At 41.6% G+C, this 22,098-nt stretch carries 16 protein-coding genes; 7 read left to right on the forward strand and 9 right to left on the reverse strand.

Annotated features, from left to right (window positions below):
• Positions 1-199 precede the first annotated feature (199 nt).
• Complete coding sequence (locus VB732_RS00485) at positions 200-745, forward strand: NADPH-dependent FMN reductase (RefSeq protein ID WP_323228854.1); 546 nt, start codon at positions 200-202, stop codon at positions 743-745.
• A 44-nt stretch (positions 746-789) separates the two neighbouring features.
• Here VB732_RS00485 and VB732_RS00490 read toward each other — a convergent pair whose 3' ends face one another.
• The gene (locus VB732_RS00490) at positions 790-1,911 is read right to left on the reverse strand and encodes a ferrochelatase (protein ID WP_323228855.1); all 1,122 of its coding nucleotides are present in this window, start codon (positions 1,909-1,911) and stop codon (positions 790-792) included.
• Between the two features lie 660 nt (positions 1,912-2,571).
• On the opposite strand from VB732_RS00490, the gene VB732_RS00495 reads away from it, so the two are divergent.
• The 3 genes from VB732_RS00495 to ilvB all read left to right on the forward strand — a co-directional run bounded on the left by VB732_RS00495 (position 2,572) and on the right by ilvB (position 6,665).
• A complete protein-coding gene (locus VB732_RS00495; RefSeq protein ID WP_323228856.1) occupies positions 2,572-3,165 on the forward strand; it encodes a hypothetical protein in 594 nt (197 codons plus the stop codon).
• 182 nt (positions 3,166-3,347) lie between these two features.
• Complete coding sequence (locus tag VB732_RS00500) at positions 3,348-4,610, forward strand: MFS transporter (protein WP_323228857.1); 1,263 nt, start codon at positions 3,348-3,350, stop codon at positions 4,608-4,610.
• A gap of 141 nt (positions 4,611-4,751) precedes the next feature.
• Positions 4,752-6,665 carry a biosynthetic-type acetolactate synthase large subunit gene (gene ilvB / locus VB732_RS00505; protein WP_323228858.1) on the forward strand — a complete coding sequence of 638 codons (1,914 nt, stop codon included), beginning with the start codon at positions 4,752-4,754 and terminating at the stop codon, positions 6,663-6,665.
• A gap of 10 nt (positions 6,666-6,675) precedes the next feature.
• On the opposite strand, the gene VB732_RS00510 is transcribed toward ilvB, so the two are convergent.
• The 5 genes from VB732_RS00510 to VB732_RS00530 form a co-directional block, all read right to left on the reverse strand.
• A complete protein-coding gene (locus VB732_RS00510) occupies positions 6,676-7,503 on the reverse strand; it encodes a DUF928 domain-containing protein (RefSeq protein WP_323228859.1) in 828 nt (275 codons plus the stop codon).
• 281 nt (positions 7,504-7,784) lie between these two features.
• Positions 7,785-9,860, reverse strand: a complete 2,076-nt coding sequence (locus VB732_RS00515) for a CHASE2 domain-containing protein (protein ID WP_323228860.1) — start codon at positions 9,858-9,860, stop codon at positions 7,785-7,787.
• Positions 9,809-12,574: a CHAT domain-containing protein gene (locus VB732_RS00520; RefSeq protein WP_416235717.1), complete on the reverse strand. Its 2,766-nt coding sequence runs from the start codon at positions 12,572-12,574 to the stop codon at positions 9,809-9,811. The genes VB732_RS00515 and VB732_RS00520 overlap by 52 nt, the downstream gene beginning before the upstream one ends.
• A 204-nt stretch (positions 12,575-12,778) precedes the next feature.
• Positions 12,779-14,797, reverse strand: a complete 2,019-nt coding sequence (locus VB732_RS00525) for an ATP-binding protein (RefSeq protein WP_323228862.1) — start codon at positions 14,795-14,797, stop codon at positions 12,779-12,781.
• Between the two features lie 644 nt (positions 14,798-15,441).
• Positions 15,442-16,509, reverse strand: a complete 1,068-nt coding sequence (locus VB732_RS00530; protein WP_323228863.1) for an ATP-binding protein — start codon at positions 16,507-16,509, stop codon at positions 15,442-15,444.
• 191 nt (positions 16,510-16,700) lie between these two features.
• Here VB732_RS00530 and VB732_RS00535 point away from each other — a divergent pair, with 191 nt between their 5' ends.
• Positions 16,701-17,243, forward strand: coding sequence for a hypothetical protein (locus tag VB732_RS00535; RefSeq protein ID WP_323228864.1), 543 nt, complete (start codon positions 16,701-16,703; stop codon positions 17,241-17,243).
• A gap of 41 nt (positions 17,244-17,284) precedes the next feature.
• Complete coding sequence (locus tag VB732_RS00540) at positions 17,285-17,890, forward strand: hypothetical protein (RefSeq protein ID WP_323228865.1); 606 nt, start codon at positions 17,285-17,287, stop codon at positions 17,888-17,890.
• Between the two features lie 16 nt (positions 17,891-17,906).
• On the opposite strand, the gene VB732_RS00545 is transcribed toward VB732_RS00540, so the two are convergent.
• The 3 genes from VB732_RS00545 to VB732_RS00555 all read right to left on the reverse strand — a co-directional run bounded on the left by VB732_RS00545 (position 17,907) and on the right by VB732_RS00555 (position 21,069).
• Positions 17,907-18,932: an ABC transporter permease gene (locus VB732_RS00545; protein WP_323228866.1), complete on the reverse strand. Its 1,026-nt coding sequence runs from the start codon at positions 18,930-18,932 to the stop codon at positions 17,907-17,909.
• A 71-nt stretch (positions 18,933-19,003) separates the two neighbouring features.
• Positions 19,004-20,656 (reverse strand): ABC transporter substrate-binding protein, encoded by a 1,653-nt coding sequence (locus VB732_RS00550; protein WP_323228867.1) that lies wholly within the window; start codon positions 20,654-20,656, stop codon positions 19,004-19,006.
• A 170-nt stretch (positions 20,657-20,826) separates the two neighbouring features.
• Positions 20,827-21,069 carry a hypothetical protein gene (locus tag VB732_RS00555; RefSeq protein WP_323228868.1) on the reverse strand — a complete coding sequence of 81 codons (243 nt, stop codon included), beginning with the start codon at positions 21,067-21,069 and terminating at the stop codon, positions 20,827-20,829.
• Between the two features lie 345 nt (positions 21,070-21,414).
• Between VB732_RS00555 and VB732_RS00560 the strand changes: the two genes are divergently transcribed.
• On the forward strand, positions 21,415-21,741 hold the full coding sequence (locus VB732_RS00560; RefSeq protein ID WP_323228869.1) for a hypothetical protein: 327 nt from the start codon (positions 21,415-21,417) through the stop codon (positions 21,739-21,741).
• Positions 21,742-22,098 lie beyond the last annotated feature (357 nt).

The raw sequence follows: 22,098 nt of genomic DNA on the forward strand, positions 1-22,098 counted from the left end.
TTCTCCGGTTATTACATAAATTTAAGCAACCTGGATAATTATTCTGGCTCCTAACTCCTAACTTTTTCATCCTCAAATTTTCCAGCAGATATTAATTTGACACATTCCGACACAAATCGCTAAGATAAACATAGTCATAACGATTCCGCTTTTTAAGAAATCTGGTAATAGTAGCTAGTTAATAGTTTGTAGGTTAATTATGGTGAGAATTGTTGGTATTGGTGGTAGTTTAAGATCAAACTCCTATACGCAGCTTGCTTTACAAGTAGCAGCGCAAAGGGTAGAAGCCCTTGGTGCAGAGGTAGAAATTCTTGATTTAAGGCAGTTGCAGTTACCGTTTTGTACTGGCGCAAAGGAGTATTTAGAGTACCCAGACGTTAAGCGGTTGCAGGATACTGTCAGTCAGTCAGACGGATTAATTCTAGCGACACCTGAGTATCACGGTGGGGTTAGTGGTGTCCTGAAAAATGCTCTAGATTTGATGAGCTTCGAGCAACTGTCCGATAAAGTGACAGGACTAATCAGCGTCTTAGGTGGTCAGTCTAATAGTAACGCTTTAAATGACCTCCGGTTAATAGTCAGATGGGTTCATGGTTGGGTAATTCCAGAACAAATTGCGATCGGGCAAGCTTGGGGTGCATTCAATCCTGAAGGCAAGCTAGTAGATGAAAAGCTTTCTCAAAGATTCGATCAATTTGCTCAGAGTTTAGTTGATAATACTCGCAAGCTGCGAGGCGTGAATTAATTGTAGGGTGGGCAAAGCTAGACCCACCCTCATAAACTCAAAATTTAATGATGATGGTGATGATGGTGATGATGATCTCCAGCAATTTGGGAATTAACTGCCAAAGGTTGCTCTGACAACAACTCTGCAATATGGTCATCAGCCCATTGGGCCACCATTGCCAAAAATTCTGGATGGTCATTAACACAAGCCATTTGCACGTAGTTCGTGCCAGGATTCTGTTTCTCTAAAGCATGGATGATATGGTGTACATCCAATAGAGTTTCGTGGTTTTCTGTGGCAAAGCCAATTGGCATAAAAATTACCACTTTTGCACCCAACTGAATCAGGTTGTTTGCAGCTTGTTCGGCGTTTGGCTGTGTCCAATCAATTAATGGCGTATCATGATTGAGCCAACCCACCGAGATTAACGGATAGCGGTTAATTAACTTATCCCGAACTAAATCGTACATTGCTTCACTTTCAGCAATCCCAGAAGTAAAGCCTTTAGCTTTATGGGGACAGCCGTGGTTCATTAAGACAATACCGATTTGAGAAGGGAGATAAGCTCCTGCTAATTCAGCAATTTTCTCTTCAACCAGATGAGCCATCAAATCGATGTAAGCTGGTTCGTTGAAGAAAGAAGGAATGTAGCGCTGTGCTTTAACCCAGTGTTCCTCACCATCAGCTAACTCAACGAGAGCATTGTTAACTTGCTCGATCGCAATACCGCTAGTAAAGATAGAATCAACAACTAGCAGTGGGTAGATTAGCAGCTTCTCGAAGCCTTGGTTTTTGATTTCTGCCAAGACTTGATTGGGTAGAAAAGGAGCACAGAAGTTAAAAGCCTTAAAAACTTGAACCTTATCACCCCATTTTTCTTGTAAATTCTTCTCAATCCCAACCCGTTGCTGTTCAAAAATGGCGTTGTGTGGGGAGATAAAATCGTGGTGTGTATGTCCCCACTCGTGGCGGTCAAATAGCGCCAGAAGCTTTGCCAGAGGCGGATAAATCCAGGTTGGTACAGGTGCGAATTTTGCTGTCAGTAGATTTAATGCCTGTTCGTTATAGTTGGCGAAATCTTCGTAGCTTTCGACTTCGCCGTAGCCCATAAGCAGTACGGCTACACGGTCTTTACCTGATAGATGCTCGTGGGTGTGTTGTACTTTTTCCGGCGTGGCAACCACAATTAGTTCCTCAATATAACCAGAGTGCAGAGAATAAAATCAGGGAATAGCTTACACATTTCCCTTCCCTTACTTGTAACTTATTATCCCATCCAGGAGGATAGGATAGGTGGGTAAATCAAGATAATACATCAAAAGACATACAAAACTTACGTGGGGCATTAGGTATCCTTTCCCTGCGGGATGCTCAGGGCAAGTGGGCATGGAAAATTGAACTAAGCCAAGAGACGCGTTGACATCCTCACCGCAGGGAACGCACTCTTAAGAAGGAGTAATGAGTAACAAGTAATGAGTAATGAGTAAATACCCATTTTTCATCCACTCATTACTTTAGAGCCGTGCTGGAAACACGGGGTTTTAAACCCATTTTTCTGATAAATCGCCGTCAAGACGAAGGATTGACTATTGTAGAGACGGCGATTTATCGCGTCTTTGTAATTTAGAATTTTCATCCAAAAACCTTAACCGAACCGTATTGGAATCTGCTATGTTGCGGAAATAGCGAAAGCGGTTAAGATGCCAAAAAGTCGCGCTTTCAGTAAAATTAAGTTGGTACAGCTTTTAGCTAAATGCGTCTATCCAGATTTAAGTCTTCAACAATTCCCAACATCAAGTTGAGGCACAAAGAATTATCTTCCAATGCACAATCAGAATAGAGAGATGAGTATAATTATTTGCCCTGGAATTCATGAGCCAGAGTTAACTGAAAGCTTTAGAGTAGGATTGTTAGATTTAGTTTCTAATGGCGCGATCGCTCCTCATTCCGCAAATATACTAGTTTATCCAGGTAAAGATATTTCGGTTTTATCAGCATTTCATATTTTGCAGTTTTTGCGCGTTAGCGTAGCTCACCGCAGGTATCCCTTGACCGACTCTTTAAAATCACCAATTATATTTATTAGCTTTAGTGCTGGCGTAGTCGGGGCAATAGGGGCAGCGCATTTGTGGCAACTCTTGGGTGGTAGTGTCAAAGCGTTTATTGCTATAGATGGATGGGGAGTACCTTTACAGGGTAATTTTCCTATTCATCGGATGAGCCATGATTATTTCACTCATTGGAGTTCATGTTTGCTAGGTAGTGGGCAAAATAACTTTTATGCACAGCCAGCAGTTGATCATTTGTCAATTTGGAAATCGCCCCAAACTGTACAAGGCTTGTGGGTAGATTCATTCATTGGAATTTCTCCACCCAAAGGTCATCTGACAGCTGCTGAGTTTTTGCTTATGCTGTTAAAGCGCTATGAAGCAAATTAGTCCGGACAATAGAATTATGAGTTAGGAGTTAGAGAGTTAGGAGTTAGGAGTTAGGAGAGACGCGATTAATCGCATCTGTACAGGAGTTAGGAGTAGTATTTATTCTCCTCTCTGCCCAATACCCCATGCCCCATACCCCATGCCCAATGTCCCATCTACCCTAGTCACTATTAAAGTATCTAATGTTTCCAACTGAACCGGCTGCTGTTAATAACGGGTTTGGCGCACTGCTAAAAAACCGTGGTTTTATGCTTCTGTGGATTGGACAACTGGTGTCCCAGTTAGCAGATAAAGTCTTCTTCGTTTTGGTGATTGCTCTCTTGGAGAACTACTCACCACTTCCTGGATTGGCACAAAACTCGATGTATTCAACCTTGATGCTGTCCTTTACAATACCAGCAATTTTGTTCGGCTCTGCTGGTGGTATCTTTGTTGACCGTTTGCCAAAAAAGCTGATTATGGTCGGCTCAGATGTCGTGCGTGGGCTGTTAACCCTGTGCCTTCCCTTTTTGCCAAAGGAGTTCCTAGTTCTGTTAATTCTGACTTTTGCTATTTCCTCAGTGACGCAGTTTTTTGCACCAGCTGAACAAGCAGCCATTCCCTTGTTGGTGAAGCGAGAGAATTTGTTAGCAGCCAATGCGCTGTTTAGCAGCACGATGATGGGAGCTTTAATTGTTGGCTTTGCTATAGGAGAGCCGATTTTGAGTTTGGCGAAAAGCTTGATGGGAGGAGAATACGGTCAAGAGGTTGTAGTTGGTGGATTATACATATTATCGGCTGGGATCATGCAGCCAATTAAATTTAAAGAACACAACCCTCAAGAGGAAGATAGGGCATCAAATCACCCTTGGGCAGAATTCACTGCGAGTCTGCGCTATCTCAAGAAAAACCGTTTGATATTGAATGCCATGCTGCAACTTACAACTTTATATTGTGTGTTTGCAGCCTTAACGGTGCTGACAATTCAATTAGCCGAGGAGTTTGGCTTAAAAGAAAAACAGTTTGGCTTTTTCTTGGCAGCAGCAGGGGTGGGTATGGTATTCGGTGCGGCGATTTTAGGTCACTGGGGTGATAAATTGCATCACAAACCCCTACCTTTAATTGGATTTTTGATAATTGCACTAGTTTTAGGAGTGTTCACTTTTACGCACAACTTATTACTGGCGCTAGGACTCTGTGCATTTTTGGGTGTAGGTGCTTCCCTAATTGGCGTACCCATGCAAACTTTAATTCAACAACAAACACCGTCTACCATGCACGGTAAAGTATTTGGCTTTCAAAATCATGCCGTCAACATTGCCCTGGCGTTACCCCTGGCGATTACTGGGCCCTTAACTGATGCTCTGGGTTTACGAACTGTGCTTGTAGCAATGAGTGTTGTTGTCGTAGTTGTCGGTATTTGGGCTTGGCAAAATACCCGCAAAGTCTTGCAAGACGTACTTTAATTATGTAGGCTAATAATCTAGATTTATATTTAATATAAAAATTAATAAGAATTAATAAGATTTTGATTGAAGTTTTCCACTAAAATGAAAGCTTAAATACAGAATCCAGCATTAACTTTAGCTATAGTCTGAGGTTTGACCGTGCGTTCACGAAGTGTCTCCGCAGGAGAATCGCTCTCCCCAATTAGTCTCCCACAAACCGAGAATCACAAACAGTCTCGTCCTTCCAGCCCCCCAGCCCTGCCCAAACGTGCATCTGGCGGTTTCGCTCTGCTTGACAGCCTTCATCGCCACGGCGTTGATTATATCTTTGGTTATCCTGGTGGAGCAATTCTACCAATTTACGACGACCTGTATAAAGTGGAAGCGACTGGTGCTATTAAGCACATTCTCGTGAGACACGAACAAGGCGCAGCCCACGCCGCAGACGGTTACGCCCGTGCAACTGGGAAAGTAGGAGTATGCTTTGGCACTTCTGGGCCAGGAGCAACTAACTTGGTGACAGGAATCGCCACCGCCTACATGGATTCAATCCCGATGATTGTAGTCACGGGGCAGGTAGCACGGCCGTCTATCGGTACAGATGCGTTTCAGGAAACCGATATTTACGGAATTACCCTACCCATAGTCAAACACTCTTATGTAGTGCGTGACCCCAAAGATATGGCGCGAATTGTCGCCGAAGCCTTCCACATCGCCAGCAGTGGCCGACCGGGGCCAGTTTTGATTGATGTCCCCAAGGATGTAGCTTTAGAAGAATTTGACTATGTACCTGTAAAACCAGGTTCAGCAAAATTACGCGGTTATCGTCCCACCGTAAAGGGAAATCCCCGACAAATTAATGCCGCGATTCAGTTGATTACTGAAAGCCGTCGTCCTCTACTGTACGTTGGTGGAGGTGCGATCGCATCTGGCGCTCATGAAGAAATCAAACAACTAGCTGAATTATTTGATATCCCTGTCACCACCACCTTAATGGGGATCGGTGCATTTGACGAACACCATCCCCTAGCTTTGGGAATGTTGGGGATGCACGGCACTGCTTACGCTAACTTTGCCGTTAGTGATTGCGATTTGCTGATTTGCGTCGGCGCGAGATTTGACGATCGCGTAACGGGTAAATTAGACGAATTCGCCTCCCGCGCTAAAGTAATTCACATCGACATCGATCCCGCAGAAGTCGGCAAAAACCGCATTCCCGAAGTACCCATCGTTGGCGATGTGCGAAACGTGTTAGTGGACTTGTTGCGTCGCTGCAAAGAAACAGGCGTTAAAGCTACCCCTAATCAAAACCAAGAGTGGTTAAATTTAGTTAACCGTTGGCGCGAAGAGTATCCCCTCATAGTGCCGCACCATCCCGACAGCATTTCACCCCAAGAAGTAATCGTAGAAGTCAATAGCCAAGCACCCCACGCTTTCTACACCACAGATGTCGGACAACATCAAATGTGGGCAGCACAATTCCTCAAAAACGGCCCAAGACGCTGGATTTCTAGTGCTGGTTTAGGAACAATGGGTTTTGGCTTACCTGCCGCAATGGGCGCGAAAGTTGCATTTCCTGATGAAGAAGTCATCTGCATTAGCGGTGATGCCAGTTTCCAAATGTGTTTACAGGAATTGGGAACCCTTGCACAGTATGGGATAAATGTCAAGACAATAATTATCAATAACGGTTGGCAAGGGATGGTGCGCCAGTGGCAGCAAGCCTTTTATGGGGAGCGTTACTCAAGCTCCAATATGGAAGTAGGAATGCCAGACGTGGAGCTATTGGCGAAAGCTTATGGCATTAAGGGTATGGTAATTAGCGATCGCAGTCAATTAAAAGATGCGATCGCCGAAATGCTAGCACACAAAGGGCCAGTAATCTTAAATGTCCACGTCACCAGAGACGAAAACTGCTACCCAATGGTAGCTCCTGGTAAGAGCAACGCTCAAATGGTCGGTTTGCAGAAGCAACCGCCGAAAGCGGCAGCAGAGCCAGTGTATTGTAGTAACTGCAATGCCAAAAATGCTCCTAACCACAACTTCTGCGCTGAGTGTGGGACAAAGTTGTAAGCGTAACAGCTTAAGGTTCTTCCAAGAAAATCGGTTCTGCTGCAATATCACTTGAGTTAATACTGCCTAACAAATTTCGCCATTCTGTTTGCAGTGCTGGATTTTTCTGGCGCAGTTGAGCCAGTATTGCAAGTGCTTCGTACCATATCCCATTTTGGGCATAAATAGCATAGCGCTTTAAAGGTTCTGTTGTTTGTAGCTCTTTGACTACGGCGGGATTGAGTTGGACTCTTTGGATTACTCCTTCGACGAAAGTCGGGGGAGAATTCTTTTTCTGGTCGCAGCTAATAGTGAAAAACCAGCGATATTGTTTATTTAGTGCCAAGCCGGGAGCAGTTTTAGGCAAAGACACACGGATCACTCCTGGTTTATCTGGTAGAGCGATCGCTTTTTGGTAAACCTCGTTAGAGTCTTGATCTTGCAAGACAAATTCAACTCCATAGGGCAAACTTTTGGTGTATGGCACATAAAAAAACCAACTTGGGTGTTCTTCCGTTGTCTGTCCCCAAACATTAATTACTGAGTTTTCTTGAACAAAGGGCACTAAAGCAATCAGGTCATGTTTAGTCTGTGGACATGCACCGAACTCGCCACGCTTTGCTCCACCACGAACGCGACCCCCAGGAGGAGGGCCAGGTGGAATTGGAGGTTGATTAAAGGTTTTGGCTTGAGCAAGGGGCATTTTAGCATCAGAGCGTAGGCGTAGCCCGCCGTAGGCATCGCTAATTGAAAAACCAAGAGTTGGTTTTGCCACTGCTGGAGTCAGGCTAACTAGTAAACTGGTACAGCTAAAAGCTACTACTAAAAACAGTTGTACCGATTGTGAATTTGACTTCATAAAAACCCTTCCTTAAGTATGTAAGCTTTTAAATTTATCTGTTAGAGGCTATTTATCAAGTAAAAATAAAATTCTTGTAGCCTGTATTAGGTATATATTTCGATGATATGATTTATCACAAAAAATATGAATAATATTGAGCGCTTAAGCACCGTTACATAACGCAGTGCATTAAGCTCAAGCCATAACCATGTTAGCCCCTAACTTTTGATTTACTTTATAAATGTTCTCTTAATTTATCCAAAAATTTAATCAAAAAATCTTTCCCAATTCCCCATTCCCTATTTCCCACTTTCCACCTGTACTTTTGTTGCTGGATTATAAACTGACATCAGGTTAACGGTAACTACTAGCGACAAAAGCGAGGGTACAAATGGAACCCAAGCACCCGAAATTAACAAACCCAAGCAGACTATATACAGAACACTAGAGGTAATGCTTACTGCCAATGCCAACCAGGGCAAGGAAAGCTTTCGCCAAGCTAAAACTCCCCCAACCAAAGACCAGCCCCAAATCCAGGCCACCTCAGCCCATAGCGACCAAGCCCGCAGCAACGGCCGCCCATCCTCTACAGCACTGAGGATCTGGCTAATCATCTGGGCTTGTATTAACACTCCCGGCATTTGCTCATCTAAAGGTACGCCATAGGGTGTAGGCCAAGTGTCTGGAGAATCCCCCTTTGCCACCACACCAATCAAAACAATCTTGTCTTTGATAGCACTGGGGTTAATTGGACTAGTTAAAAATTGAGTCAGCTTCACCTGTTGGGCTATCTGTTTTGGAGAACGGTAGTTAAGTAAAATTTGACCGCCATTAGCATCAATATCTTGATAGCCGCCAGTGCGAGACTTCAGATTTGGAAAAATAGTTTTACCAAGTTGCAAATTCCCTTCAGGGGTGAACTTTAGTTGAATTCCCGAAGATTGCAGATAGAGAGAGGCCAGTTTTAGACTGAATGCAAGGCGAGCAGGGCACAACGATGTCGGCTCCTGGTTCATGAATAGGAGATGCCGACGGATAACTCCATCAGGATCGTGAATAAAGTCACTGAATCCAAGATTTGTGGTAGGGATTTCTGGTGGCGGCTTAATACCTGTAATATTTTCTGTGCTATCACTTCCTTTACATACGCCAATCAAGTTTTGAGTTTGTTGAAGACGATTAATTAAGTCTGGGTCTTTGGCCTTAAAATCACGATAGATATCTAAGCCGATCGCACGGGGTTGGTATTGATTCAGTTTTGCCAGGAGTTTATTGAGAGATTTTTCGGAAATAGAAGCTCCAATCAAGGACTCATTATTTTGTCTTTGAATTGCCAAATCCTCATCGTCAATTGTAATTACCAGCAGACGCGAATCTATTCCCTCCGCAGGACGCGATCGCATCATCCGGTCAAAGACTGGAATTTCTAAACTTTCCAGCAATCCTACCCATCTCACTACGGAAATGAAGCCTGTAATCGCCAAACTGGATAACAATATTGTCGTCAATCTGCGTTTGGTAGACAAAGCTAAATTCGGTTTATCTTCAATTTTTTTTGTGAACCTTAATTCATCCCAAGTGGGTGGTATCTGCGCTGGATTTTGGCAAATCATTGGTAGCCAAGTTGCACAGGGAAATCGATCCTCAAGCCCTTGCAATCGTTCCCGTGCTTGGCGTACCGATTGATATAAAGACTCGCCACCAGCAAAACCTTCGAGAAAATACTTTAAGAATTCCTTCGCAACCTGATCTGGGACGGGTTCACGCATAATGATCATCTGAGGAATTTGCAAATCAGCCAATTCTCGCGCTAATCCCAATCCATCACAGGAGTTGAATATAGCTAGTTGCAAGCCGTTTTCAATGGCCTTCCTCAGAGCAAACTTTAATTCGCCAATGGTGAGACTATCAGTTTTATTCAGGTAAATTCGTCCACATTCGCCATTTTTGTTACTAGAACTGTGCCCAGCAAAGAAGAGAATATCCCAATTTTTTCCCCAAAGATGCTCAGTTAATTCTTTCCGTTGTGGTTCTACCAGAAAGGTGACTTCTGCGTTACTACATTGTTGGAGTAAAGCTTGATCGGACTGGGTGTCAATTCCTTGACTATTGCCCACAATTGCCAAAATATTGACTAATGGATTTTTTGTCCGTGGCTTGTGAATGCGATCGTAAGATGGTGAAGAAAGGGCGATTTCAGCCTTGGGGTAACGTTCTAACAACTCCCACAAATGCCAAGGTAATAGCTGCAATTGGCTATTTTCTGTTTGCAAAATTACTCGCACTTCTTCTGTGGACGACAATCTTTCTAACCATTTTTCCCTCAAAGGGCGGAACTCTTCCGCTCGCAACCAGGTATTAAAGCGGGCACGCAAGATACGGGAAGTGTTCTCGCAGACCAAAAGCTTGGTGCTTTGTAGTTAGGATGTTTCAAAAGTTGTAGCTGGGCACGGTGGACAGCTTCGGCTTTGGTAATTTTGCCACTCTTGAGTTCTCGATAGAAGGCAGTAACAAACATTGCCGTTGATTCATCATCAATTTGCCAGAGGGAGGCTATGGTACTGCGTGCGCCAGCACGTACAGCTGCTCCTGCTAGACCGAGCGCTGCTCGACTATCTCCCGTTGCTGTCTGGCAAGCACTCAAAACTAATAACTCTACGATGGTTTTACTCTGACTCCGAAAGAGAGTATCAAAATCCTTAACGTTAATTTGACCATCGAAATCCAAAATAAAAGTGTCTTCAAGGCGAGAACTAAACTGACCGTGAGTTGCTAAATGCACTATGTTGAATGAAGCAGCAGCAATTTGACTCTCTAAATTCTTTTTCTTAAAATCTCCATCTAGTAAACTAGTTGTCGAGACTCCTGCTTTGTTAATGCCGTCAAATTCAGATTTGATTGCAAGCAAGGGTGCGAACTTGGAAAAACCTGGTGGCGGCTGAGTCAGTCCTGCGGTTAGCGCTCTTAGCTGCTGTTGAACGAGGGGTTTAGGGTTGAGGAGTTGCAAACCTACGCTCAAAGCAATTGCATATTTCTCTACCAAGTATTGCTTACCATCATAAAGGGCTGCCATCGGTAAATTGCGTAAGGGGCCATCTAGGACGAATACTAGGGTATCTACTCCACTTTTTTGCAATTTTGACTCAATGGGTTGTAGTAGCCAGTTGTAAACTTGATGCGCTTGGCTTTGGACGGTTTTGATAGCGGTGGGATTGACAAGATTTTTTCGCAGGTCTACTAAGAGTTCTTCTACTGCTGTGTGGGAAATAGGGGTAGTGTAGCTTTCTAGGGGTTGTTTGGGAATTTTGACTATTACCTGAAGTTCGTTTTGAAGAATAATCGGATAAAGGATGGCAGCTGTAAGATTATCTTTCTCTACTACTTCATCGAGGGCTACTTTCTGCCCTTGTAGGCAAGCTTCCCGAAAAAAGTCGTCCAATTCTGCTAGTTGGAGTGCTTCAATCCTCTGGCGTGCTTTTTCTAAGATTTTTTGGTCTGATTTTCCGGCTTGGGATTTTAGCAGTAACTCTACTGACTCGCGGTAGATGGGTTCTACGCTATCCCGAAAGTTGAATTGCAGATCCTGGTTGACTACATCTTTATTGACTACTAAATCTCTGCGGAGAGCCTGGAGAGTATCCACAGCAGCATCATACGCTGCGATCGCACCATTAATATCTTTTTGTACCCGCAGCAATCTACCTAACTGCCACTCCAAGGCGTAGGTAATTTCTGGTGCATTGCTGCTCTGTGCCAAAGCTAACCCTTTCCGGGTAAGCTCTTGCGCCTCTGACCATTGTCCAGTTTTTTCATACAAGCCGCCTAAACTCTTGAGTGCATAAGCTTCTGCCCGCTTGTCACCTAAATTACGAGATTTCTGGATGGCGCTGGCGAGTAACCTTGCTGACTCATGAGTGCTAAGTCCTAAGTAGTAATTATTTCTCGAAGCTTGTAGGACTCCACTCTTGACTTTCGCCATACTTTGTGAAAAGTTGACTAGGGCGTAAATACTAGCACGGCTAGAGGGGAGTTGCTTGAGTTGTGATTCAATCAACGGCAAGAGACTTTGAACTTCTGACCATCGTTTATCTTCAATGAGTAGGCTGAGTTGATTGAGTTGCGCTTGAACTTTTATTAAGGGTGGGGGAGATGCTGCAATAGTTTGTTGATAAAAAGCGATCGCGTTTGCTTTATTTTGTTGTTGACGGGCATGATTCCCCAGGCTGAACAAACTGGCGGTAATATCAGCACTTGATTGCAGATTTCGGGCAATTTCTAGACTTTCTTCTAGGGCCTGACCAGATTTTTCCAAATCGCCCACTACCAAAAGGGCATCACCAAGCGATCGCAAACTTACTGTCTTTTCTCTAGAGTCTGGTTCGGATTTTAATGTTTGACTTACTTGATCGAGTGTTTTAATCGCACGAGGGTAAAATCCTTGGGTTCGCCACGCCTGTGCTTGATTAATTAGCGATCGCACCACACCGCTTTGATTATTCACTTGAGTGTAAATTTTTTCTGTCTGCTGCCAAGTTGCTAAAGCATCCTCAGCATGTCCCGTTCTCAGTTGCAGACGACCTTGAATATCTAGTGCTTGAGCAAATATTTGCAGATTTTGGTTTTCATCTAGTGCTTTGAGCAAATTCAAGCTCTCTATAATTGTCTGCTGTGCCTGATCCCATGCACCAAGTTGCTGATAAGCTAGGGAAAGATTACTCAGTGTTGCTGCTAGTGAAAGGCTTTCTCCAGCTTGCCTATATGCTTGTACAGCCTGTTCTAAGACTTCTACCGCCTTGGCAAAGTTTCCCGTATCGTATAAAATTTTGCCTTGTTGTAGTAGTGAGGCAGAATCAGCAACCACAGGCTGCGATGTCTGGCTGTTAATTGGTAATTTAAATGAGGGATTAATTGAGTTAGGAACCTTTGCCAGCACAGGCGAACCAAGGATGCATAGCAAAGCCATCAGGAAGTACAAAGGCAAACGTAAAAAGTGAGCCAGCGTGTTTTTATCCCAGCGTCCAGGCTGCTTTTGCCTTTTAACTTTTACAGAATTCGCACCAAAAATCCTAGTTGTTTTAGTCATAAGCATGACAAGAGGTAAATGATAACCAGGAACGTACAGGATTTACTGTAAATATTTGGGCTACCAGGGTAATGTTACCATTGGCATCCATGACTCATGCATGAGCTTTCACAATCTTTGGAATATAGCTTTTGTGATCGTTGAAGTAGAAAATGCGTTGGCGTAGCCCGCCGCAGGCATCGCTAAAATAGCTTTTGCTGTCATTCGACTTTACTGCTGCAAAACCCAACGGCGAAACAGTTCTACGATAATCCGCCAATTTCCTTGAGTTTCTTCAACAACATCATGACGCTTTAGAGTGTGCAGCGCTTCTTGTAAATCAGCGTCATTGATACCTGTAGACTGAGCTAAAGCATCCAGACTTAGCCCCTCTGCGTGAGGTGCAAGTAGTTGCATTATTGCTTGTTGACCCTCAGCACCCCGCGCCGCCTGACCCCAAACCCCTGTGAAGTAGTAGCTTCCCCGTTTGAAAAATTCAGGATCATTGATAACTGCTTCCACATCTTCAACTGTGAAAACTGGGTCACGCGATTGCCCTTGCTCAAAAACAAAGTCATTGTAGCGGCGCACTAGCTGAAAACCCAGCAGTTGCACTAAATATGGTTGACCGTGTGTCAAAGCATAAATTTCATCTAAAGCTTCCGGGATGTAGTCGAGGGGGAAGTCTTCATTACCTGGGTTAGCTAGAATTTGGCGCGTAGCTGCACGTTCTTGAAAGCCGACATGGATGGGGATGACGCTGGCAAAGAATGGTTGGAAGTAGTCTGTTGTCATCTCCTCCAAAGTGTGCAAACCAGCAAAGGCAAAGGCGATTTTAGAACTCATTTGCACCAAACCCCGCAAAAAACCCATAAAGTCGATAGGGATTTTTTTCGCTTCAATCAAATCTTCAATTTTCTCGAACTCGTCTAGGGCGATGATTAACCCACCCTCTAATTTTGCTTCAACCTGTTTTAAATAACGCTCAAAAGTCCGGTAGGGGAGATTTAGTAAATCAGCGTCAGTTGGTGGTGGAAGTTTGACAGCTTGAGAAATTTCATCACTAATTGCTATTAGCACTTCACCTACACCTTGAGGGCTATCTCCCAAACGTAGAAGGTTAACATAAGCTAGCTGTATTGGTGACTCTAAACGGTTAGCAACGTTAACTAAAATAGAGGTTTTGCCCATGCGCCTGTGACCGTAGAGAACTACAGATTGGAGTTGATGATCTATAATCCATAATTCCTCTAGCTGTCTCATCACGTCTTCTCGCCCAACAAACCGCTTGCCCTCAACTGGATTACCTACAATGTAGGGATTGCGTACATGCTCAGTAATTGAATTCTCCTTTAACTTTTCAGCTACTCGTAGCAAAGATTTCTCCCAAGAACTGGCAATTAACCGTACTATTCTGATATCAGCATCTTGAAGTAAATTATTAGTCTTTTCTGAAAGAGTTTTTAATTTCTGCAAAGCTTGATTAAGAGCAAAAAAACGGGATGCAGGAGATGCACTTCGTTGGATGGTACGAGCATCCTGAATGATTGAAACAAGATAATCAAGAGCTTCCCAAGTACTATAGCGGAGTAGAGGTGCTGGAGGAATTGCTGGTGATTGAAGCATAGCAATAGTTACTAATTCATCAGCATCTAAAAAAGTAGCAAGGGTTTGAGCTAAAGTCAACATTTCCTCACCGTAAGGACAAGAGCGAACTTGATAAAAAGCTTTAATCGCCTCTTGAAGACATCCCTTTTCTCTATATTCTTCACCCCAATAGTCATTAATTTTATACAGTTCCCAAAAACCATATAAAGCAGCATGATATGGACTATCAAAACGGATGTTTGAATATGAATCTAGATTTCCTTCCCAAGTATAGCGGAGTTGTTCTAAATGTTCAGATGATAACTGCGATAAGCGTAATAAAAGTTGTTCTGGAGGTGTTTTTGCAAGGGCGCGATTAATAGCCTCAGTAACGGCGAACAATTGAAGACTGTAAGCTAAAACTTGATTGATGTTGTAAAGTCCACTTTCCCAATCATGCAGCAGCCAGTTTGTTAATTGAGATGATAAGGAAGGAAGCCTGAGTGAAGTTATATGAGCAAATATCCTATTTTTTCTGCTAGGAATAAGTTGAGATAGAAGAATATTAATCAGCCAATCATCCAGCCTATATCTTGCTAAGTCCTTTGCTATAAAAAATGCTATAAAGAAATATATTATTAAACCTATGGTGATAATATCCAATGGATATAATCTAAGGAACAATATTATTACAATAATAAAAATTACACGTTTAGCCCAAAGATTTACTAATATTTCGCTAGAATAAAATCCATTATCATTTTTTTTATAGAATAGACTTCTAATAACACCATTTAGAAGACCCAATAGTATACCCAAGGATACACTGTTTTTGGACATGGAAAATAAATAAGTTTTAATTATATTTTCATCAATTGGAACGATTATGTTTTCAGTAAGTACATTTAAAATATAGCCCAGTATTATATTAAAACCTATAAAACTTCCAAGCCAGTGTACTTTGCCTATTTCATAATCTAAGCCAAAAAAAAAGTTATTTAAGTAACCTATACTAAAAAATACACTTATTATGACACTCTGCCAATTAAATGGAAACTTTGTATTTTTAAGAAGAATATTGAGAAAATAGTTACTAAATATTACTAATAGCCAACTTTGTATAGCTAACTGAAGTTGAATATGATTATAACGTTGTTGACTTCTGAAGGTATCCACGTACCACTGCAAAGCTTGCGGAAAGAAAAACACCCAATACAGTAGCCGCAAATAGTCCAACGGATTCCATAAAGACAAAGGTTGTCTAAGATTAGGAGCTAAGTTTAAGCGAGGAACAGAGTGGTTTTGACTCATTGTAGATATTCTACATATTGGGCATAAGTTTGATGGCAGAGTTGCATCAATCGCTGGGGATGACCGTCGCTTTTTTGTACAAGTTGGTTTATTTCTTCCCTAGTAAAACTTACAGAAGTCATACTCAGACGAGATGCAATAAAAGCACGGGCAGTATTTTCGTCCCAAGGTTCAATATTTTCCTCTTGACAAATACCTTCTAATGGTGATGTCTTACCTTGATTGTGATTATCGTTAAACAATTCATTCAATGGTACACGAGCAGCAAGAATCAACCGGAAAAAAGGATCACTCCCCTCAGCTAAACCGCGCAGTTGTTCAAACACATGACGAGAAAAGCCTTTTGAGGTGATATTGCCTACATTATCTGTAGCTAGAATAACTCTACAATTTCGTAAATTGCGGACTAGCATATAGCCTTTACTGTTAGGAATACCAATTTCGTTACACAAAGCACTGTAGAAGTCATCTTCATCATTAACCAAATTCAAGTCTAAAAATACTGCTTGACAAGGCGATTCAACAAAAGTTTTCACTTGTTGGCAAATTCTCCATAGCAGAGAGGATTTACCGAGACCCTTCTTGCCTATAAGAGCAATACTACTACCACTGTTAAATGCTTCAAATATGCGTCGCATTTCTCGTTCTCGTGCAAAGAATTGCTGCGGATTTACTCTGCCTTGTAGGGGAATAAAAGGATTATAATTTTGCTGTGGCAGGGAAGTAGGCTCTGATTTATCTTGTTGAGCTAGATTAGTTGGTTCTACAATTGATTTTTGTAAAGATAAAACTTGTGCATAAAGCTGTTGATATTGATGTTCTATTGGATTGTTAAAATTTCTCTTACTAACTTTTATTCCTATCTCTTCTGTAATCTTTTTGCATAAGTTTGCACCTGCCTCTCTCAAATGTTGTTCGCTGTAATCAACCTGACTAGCAATATCTTTGTAACTTTTATGCTGCCACATTCCTAAAAATAGGCTGGTTTCCAAGTCATTTAAGACTTGCTTATTCTTTTGTACAAACATATTATTAATGAATTCCAATGCTTCTTTTGAGTTCATTCGGCTGACTTGAACTGGCAGAGTAAATTTTCAAATTAGCTATTAGCGTAATACTTTACCCTACAAAGCTACATTTGCCTACTTTCCCTTACAACAATTTAATCACTCAAACTCCCTACTAGCGCCTACCTATAGAGCCTGTGTCTCAAGTGATGATGGTGTTACAGCACAAAAGTTGAGGAGTTTGAGAAATGACAACTTTTAGACAACAGCTTGCACTTGCTCTTATCGCTGCCACCGCCGCCATATTAGCTGCCGGAGTGCCTGACATAATGAGGCTTGGGAAGAAATCTCCTCTAGAGTCATCCTCTGTCACCGCCACTTCTACAACGTGTGATAAAGTTACTGTGGCTAAAGTATGCGTTGATAATCTTACAGTGCAGTTTAATAGCAACGAACCTCAGCAAGTAAAAAATAGCGATCGCATACCTTTAAAAGCCGGAGATACTCTAAGATTATCAAATCTAACCTATTGCATACCATCTAAGGCTTCGGTCAATCGAGTAGAAGTAAAAGTTTATCTGTTTCCAAATGGAGTTGAGAGTTATAAAAATGGACTTTCCACTCCTAGTAACTTCCCGATTAATGCTGCTTGTCATAGTATTGGTAATTTTCAACAAACTTGGATGCTTGAACCAGGACAGCACCGAGTTAGCATACCCATTATCAAATATGTTGGCGGCAACAGAATTGTCGAAAATAGTTTCTACTTTAACTTAGACGTTGGACGGTAATTTCAGTCTTCTATTTAAAAGCAAAAGAAAGTAATAGTTTTATGGCTTACAGCGAGTTTAGTTTAGCTAAAGCAAAACAAGACTTTAGTTTAAGCACATTAGAAAAACGTAATATTTTCGCTGGTGTTTCTGAATTAACGGCAAGTGATTTACTTGTAGAAACACTCAATTATAACCTGGATATTACTTTAGGCAGTAATAGTGAAAAAGCTCGCTCTGAGCTAATTATTGCTCCCATCTTAGTTGATTTACGCCGACAATTACACGAACAAGTTAGTTTATTTTCTGGAGTAGATTTTACTGTCGATAATAGCAAAGGATTAAACGGCACTTGCGATTTTATTATTACTAAATCTCCAGAAATTCTCATTTTGACAGCACCAGTAATTACAGTTGTAGAAGCTAAAAAAGAGAATATTAATGGAGGTTTGGGTCAGTGTGCAGCAGAAATGGTTGCAGCCCAAATCTTTAATGAGCAAGCTGCAACTAAGATTAAAACAATTTATGGCGCAGTTACAACGGGCAGTATTTGGCAATTCCTGAAACTAGAAGAACAAACATTGACCATTGATTTAAGCGAATATTATCTCAAAGATGTGAATAAAATTCTGGGGATTTTAGCCAGTGGTATTTCTCAAGAAGGTTAACAAAATGTCAAACAGCTTAATATCGAATTCGCGGATCTACATAAGCATTTAAAATATCAATTAAAATGCTGGCACTCACAACGATCGCACCAAAAAAGACTAGCACTCCCTGGACTGTGGGATAATCACGATCTGCGATCGCTTGATACAGTCGATTCGCCAACCCAGGCCAAGAAAATGTTACCTCTGTCAAAATCGCCCCACCCAACAAAGAGGCAAAAGTTAACCCCAACACTGTAATTACTGGGATTAGAGCATTCTTTAAGGCATGGGAGGCTAAAATCTTATTTTCACCAATACCTCTGGCTCTAGCGGCTTCTACATAATCGGCTTGCAAGGTTTGTTTTAAATTCACTCGCACAATTCGTTCAAAAATTCCACTCAGCAGAATTCCTAGTGTGAGACTTGGTAGGGCAAGATGGTGCAAAGATGTAAAAAACTGGGTGAAATTTCCACCGAGTAAGCTATCAATTGTATACAATCCAGTCACGGTAGTGGGAGCCGGAAGATTAGGCGGAAAGCGGTTGGAATTGGGAAACCAACCCAGTTGGACTGAGAAAATCAACTGCAAAAGCATTCCCGCCCAAAACATGGGGAGCGCGTAGGTGATAATCCCAAACAAGCGTCCACCAACATCGAAATATGTCCCAGGACGAGAAGCAGAAAGAGTACCAACTGCAATTCCGACGATGAGTGCAACCGCCATACTACATACTGCTAACTCCACCGTTGCGGGGAAGTATTGCCCAATTATGTCCCAAACATTCTGTCCGCGACTCATTAAAGACGTTCCCAAGTCGAAACGCAGTATACTTCCCAAATAATTAAGGTACTGTAGCCACAAAGGAAAGTTTAAACCTAATTGTTTCCGCAATTCTTCTTTAGCTGCTTCTGGCGCACGTCCACCAAGAATTGCATCTGCTGGATCTCCTGGGGTTGCCCTTAGTAAAAGAAAGACAATGGTGATAATTGTTAATAGCTGAAGTGGTGCGAGCAGCAACCGAGAAACTATGTAATATTGTAAAGCTTTAGAACGAGACATATTTTAGTTATTTGTTATTTGTCATTTGTCATTTATATTTTTACAAATGACAAATGACAGAGGACTAATGACTACTTCTTAATTTTCTGGTAAACCAGAATTTGGGTTGGGTTAAGTTGGACGCTACTCACACCTTTTTGGGCAAACACATAGTCTTTGCTTTGCCATAAAGGAACGTAAGGTACATCAGCAATTACTAGCTTTTGAATTTCTGCAAAAATTTTCTGACGCGCTTCGGGATTTAGTTCTTTGCGTTGTTGATCAATTAGTTTATTCATGGCTTCGCTATAGTAGAACGAACCCTGAGTTTGACTGGCTCCATCTTCGCACCCTTTAGCAACTGAACCTTTATCACAAGTCAAAAATGGCTGGACGTAATTATCTGGGTCTAAAAAGTCTGGATACCAATCAAGTAAAGCTCCTGGATATAATCCCTTGGAAATGTCTTTAAAGAAGGCTGGCCCTTCCGCTTGGGTAACTTCAAATTGCAGTATTCCATCCATTTTGACATCTACAAGAGATTTGAGTGTCTGTGCTGCCAAACTACGAGTAGGCGAACTAGAAGGATACCAAATTTGGACTTTTGCCGGATTTTCTTTAGAAAAACCAGCAGTAGTTAACAATTTTTTAGCTTGCTCAAAGTTAGCATCGCCATAAGCATCTTTAAATAATGGCTGGGAAACATTAAACGTCGTCGGAATCATGCTATAAAGCGGATCTGCTTGACCAAGTAACGCCCGCTCATTTAAAAGTGGACGGTCAATTATTGACGCGATCGCTTGTCTAACCTCTAATTTATCTAAAGGCTTTTGATTCCGGTTCAATACCAGATAACTTACTACACTACCTTCAGCTGCGATCGCTTGCCAATTCCCTTTTTTACCACCTTCTTCCAAGCTGCGATTTTGATCTGGCTGTAGCGACAGATAAGCTACATCAATCGCGCCTGTACGGAAAGCATTAAACAAATTAACCGGACTAGTTTGAATTTGGAGGTTAACACCCTTGTTAGCTGGTTTTTCTCCCCAATATTTATCAAAGGCATCAAATCGGATTGAATCAGTACCATACTGCGCTAACTTATAAGGGCCAGTCCCCACAAAGGTATTCGGCTTGAATTTACCTGCACCAAGTTCGTAAGCTTTTGGTGAAAGCGCACATACCCCAGGAAACGCTAGCAGTGAGGGAAAAGCTGCAAAGGGCTTTTTCAGCTTAATGGTTAACTCATACTCGCCTGTAGTTTTCACGGAATCTACTACATCACCGAGTAAGAACGAAGGTTTTCCTTTATTTTGAATAAAGCGGTTGATAGTAAACGCCATTGCTTGGGCGTTGAAAGGAGTCCCATCGTGAAAAACCACTCCCTGACGTAAGGGGATGGTATAAGTTAAGGCATCTTGACTGACTTTCGGTAATGCTGTTGCTAGCTGGGGCTTAATTTCTGTGCTTCCTGGTTCGTAGGTGTAGAGGCGATCGCTCATATTAAACACCAAGCCCAAAGATGCTAACTCATAAGTATCAGCCGGATCAAGGGTTCTCGGCTTTGCTGTTGTGCCTATAGTAATACGACCATCACCTGTAGGGCTATTTACAGAACCCGATGGTGGCGTAGGAGGCTGCGGACGGGGAGCGCAACTAATAACTAAAAATAAACATAGAGAGAACAAAGATAGGAATTGTGTAATCCGACCCCACCGTTTTACGGACAAGGAAAACCAAGTCATACAGTTAAATTTTATGTAATCAGAAGTCAGTGATTGTACTATATTTTTGCTAGTTTTATAGGAATTTTTACAATTACTCACTAATTTACATACTTTTTTATAGCAGATTTTGCTCAAATAGATAAATTATGTGTCATTACTTACGACAACAATAGCCATAACCATGATTCTTATGTAGACGCACAGTAGTTTAATATAAAAATTTCTTTTCCCTTATATCGTTCGCCTTTAAAGTTATCTTGCTTACTTTTTCCATTTTTTTGATCGCCGGTTCTATTAAAGGTATTTATTAATAATTCATCAATATAATTAAGCCAATTATTATTTGCTTTATCTTTTACAAAAAAGATAGACCCACCCCCTGCAAAAGGTTCAGCATAATAGGAGTGAGAAAGAATATGATTAAAAACCAAATTACGAGAATAAAAGTTGTCACCAGGATATCTAAATGGTGAGTTGATACGTTTGTTCCTAATTTCCTAAAGGATTCATATTATTTTCGTTATTTTTTAACTAAAGTATATACAAATATTTTTATTACTAATTTTAAAATTAGAAAAAGAGTAAATTAGAAACTATCTTGTTATTCCTATGCTAAGTTGCATTTATTTATAAATAACAAATTTTTTCATTAAAAATCGGATAAGAAATCTAAACAATCTCCTTTTTAAATATCATTACATTAGTTATACATAATTAACAAACAATATACGATATCGTAAACAGCAGATTGAAAGTTTAATAGTGAGACTAAGAGCGTGAAGTATTTCTTTCTATCTGAGGGATGGGCAGTTACAAGAGTATGGGCATCAGATGGACTCTGGCAAGTAACTGCATGGCGACGGCAACCAGATATTCAGCGAATGAATATCTGTTTAGTGGAAGAGAACGAATTGCTATGGCTTTATCGAGTTGAAGAAGCCATTTTAACTGTAGAAGTGAAACCTACAATACCAGACACAGCCAGTACTACCATCGGTCAAGTAGTACTCAAGCGTCTGATGAGTGCCGAACAAGTAATTGAACGCTTAAACACAGCTGAGGCTAAGTGTCAACTGCAAAATATCCAGTTGGTGGTTCAGTAGATAGTGGGGAGTAGGGAATAGGCCAAGTAACATAACAACATAATTATTCTTGTTCCCCCACTCTCCACTCCCCACTTAAGGAAAAGATAAGCAAATTTAATCACCGACAGCGATTGGTAGCGAAAAAACTCTGAGATGCTACGCGATCGCATCAATTTACACGCTTGCAAACAATTCCATCAATAGTTACACTTTTTAAAACATTCTCATTTTTTGCTTGGCGGTGGCTACCCTACAAGGTAAACCTCCCGAAGCGAGTAAGCATTGCCTCATCTCCCACACTGTCTGATTTATAAGACTAACTGTGGTAGTACTATGGCTCTGGCAATAACAAAAAACAAGAGGGAGTTTTCTGAG

Source organism: Nostoc sp. UHCC 0252 (genome assembly GCF_034931145.1).
GTDB lineage: Bacteria > Cyanobacteriota > Cyanobacteriia > Cyanobacteriales > Nostocaceae > Nostoc.

Excerpts from the sequence above, each read along its gene's own strand:
- VB732_RS00545 (WP_323228866.1), bottom strand. The coding sequence starts at position 18,932 with ATGTCTCGTTCTAAAGCTTTACAATATTACATAGTTTCTCGGTTGCTG.
- VB732_RS00540 (WP_323228865.1), top strand. The coding sequence starts at position 17,285 with ATGGCTTACAGCGAGTTTAGTTTAGCTAAAGCAAAACAAGACTTTAGT.
- VB732_RS00550 (WP_323228867.1), bottom strand. The coding sequence starts at position 20,656 with ATGACTTGGTTTTCCTTGTCCGTAAAACGGTGGGGTCGGATTACACAA.
- VB732_RS00510 (WP_323228859.1), bottom strand. The coding sequence starts at position 7,503 with ATGAAGTCAAATTCACAATCGGTACAACTGTTTTTAGTAGTAGCTTTT.
- VB732_RS00520 (WP_416235717.1), bottom strand. The coding sequence starts at position 12,574 with ATGCTTATGACTAAAACAACTAGGATTTTTGGTGCGAATTCTGTAAAA.
- VB732_RS00485 (WP_323228854.1), top strand. The coding sequence starts at position 200 with ATGGTGAGAATTGTTGGTATTGGTGGTAGTTTAAGATCAAACTCCTAT.
- VB732_RS00535 (WP_323228864.1), top strand. The coding sequence starts at position 16,701 with ATGACAACTTTTAGACAACAGCTTGCACTTGCTCTTATCGCTGCCACC.
- VB732_RS00530 (WP_323228863.1), bottom strand. The coding sequence starts at position 16,509 with ATGAACTCAAAAGAAGCATTGGAATTCATTAATAATATGTTTGTACAA.
- VB732_RS00495 (WP_323228856.1), top strand. The coding sequence starts at position 2,572 with ATGAGTATAATTATTTGCCCTGGAATTCATGAGCCAGAGTTAACTGAA.
- VB732_RS00500 (WP_323228857.1), top strand. The coding sequence starts at position 3,348 with ATGTTTCCAACTGAACCGGCTGCTGTTAATAACGGGTTTGGCGCACTG.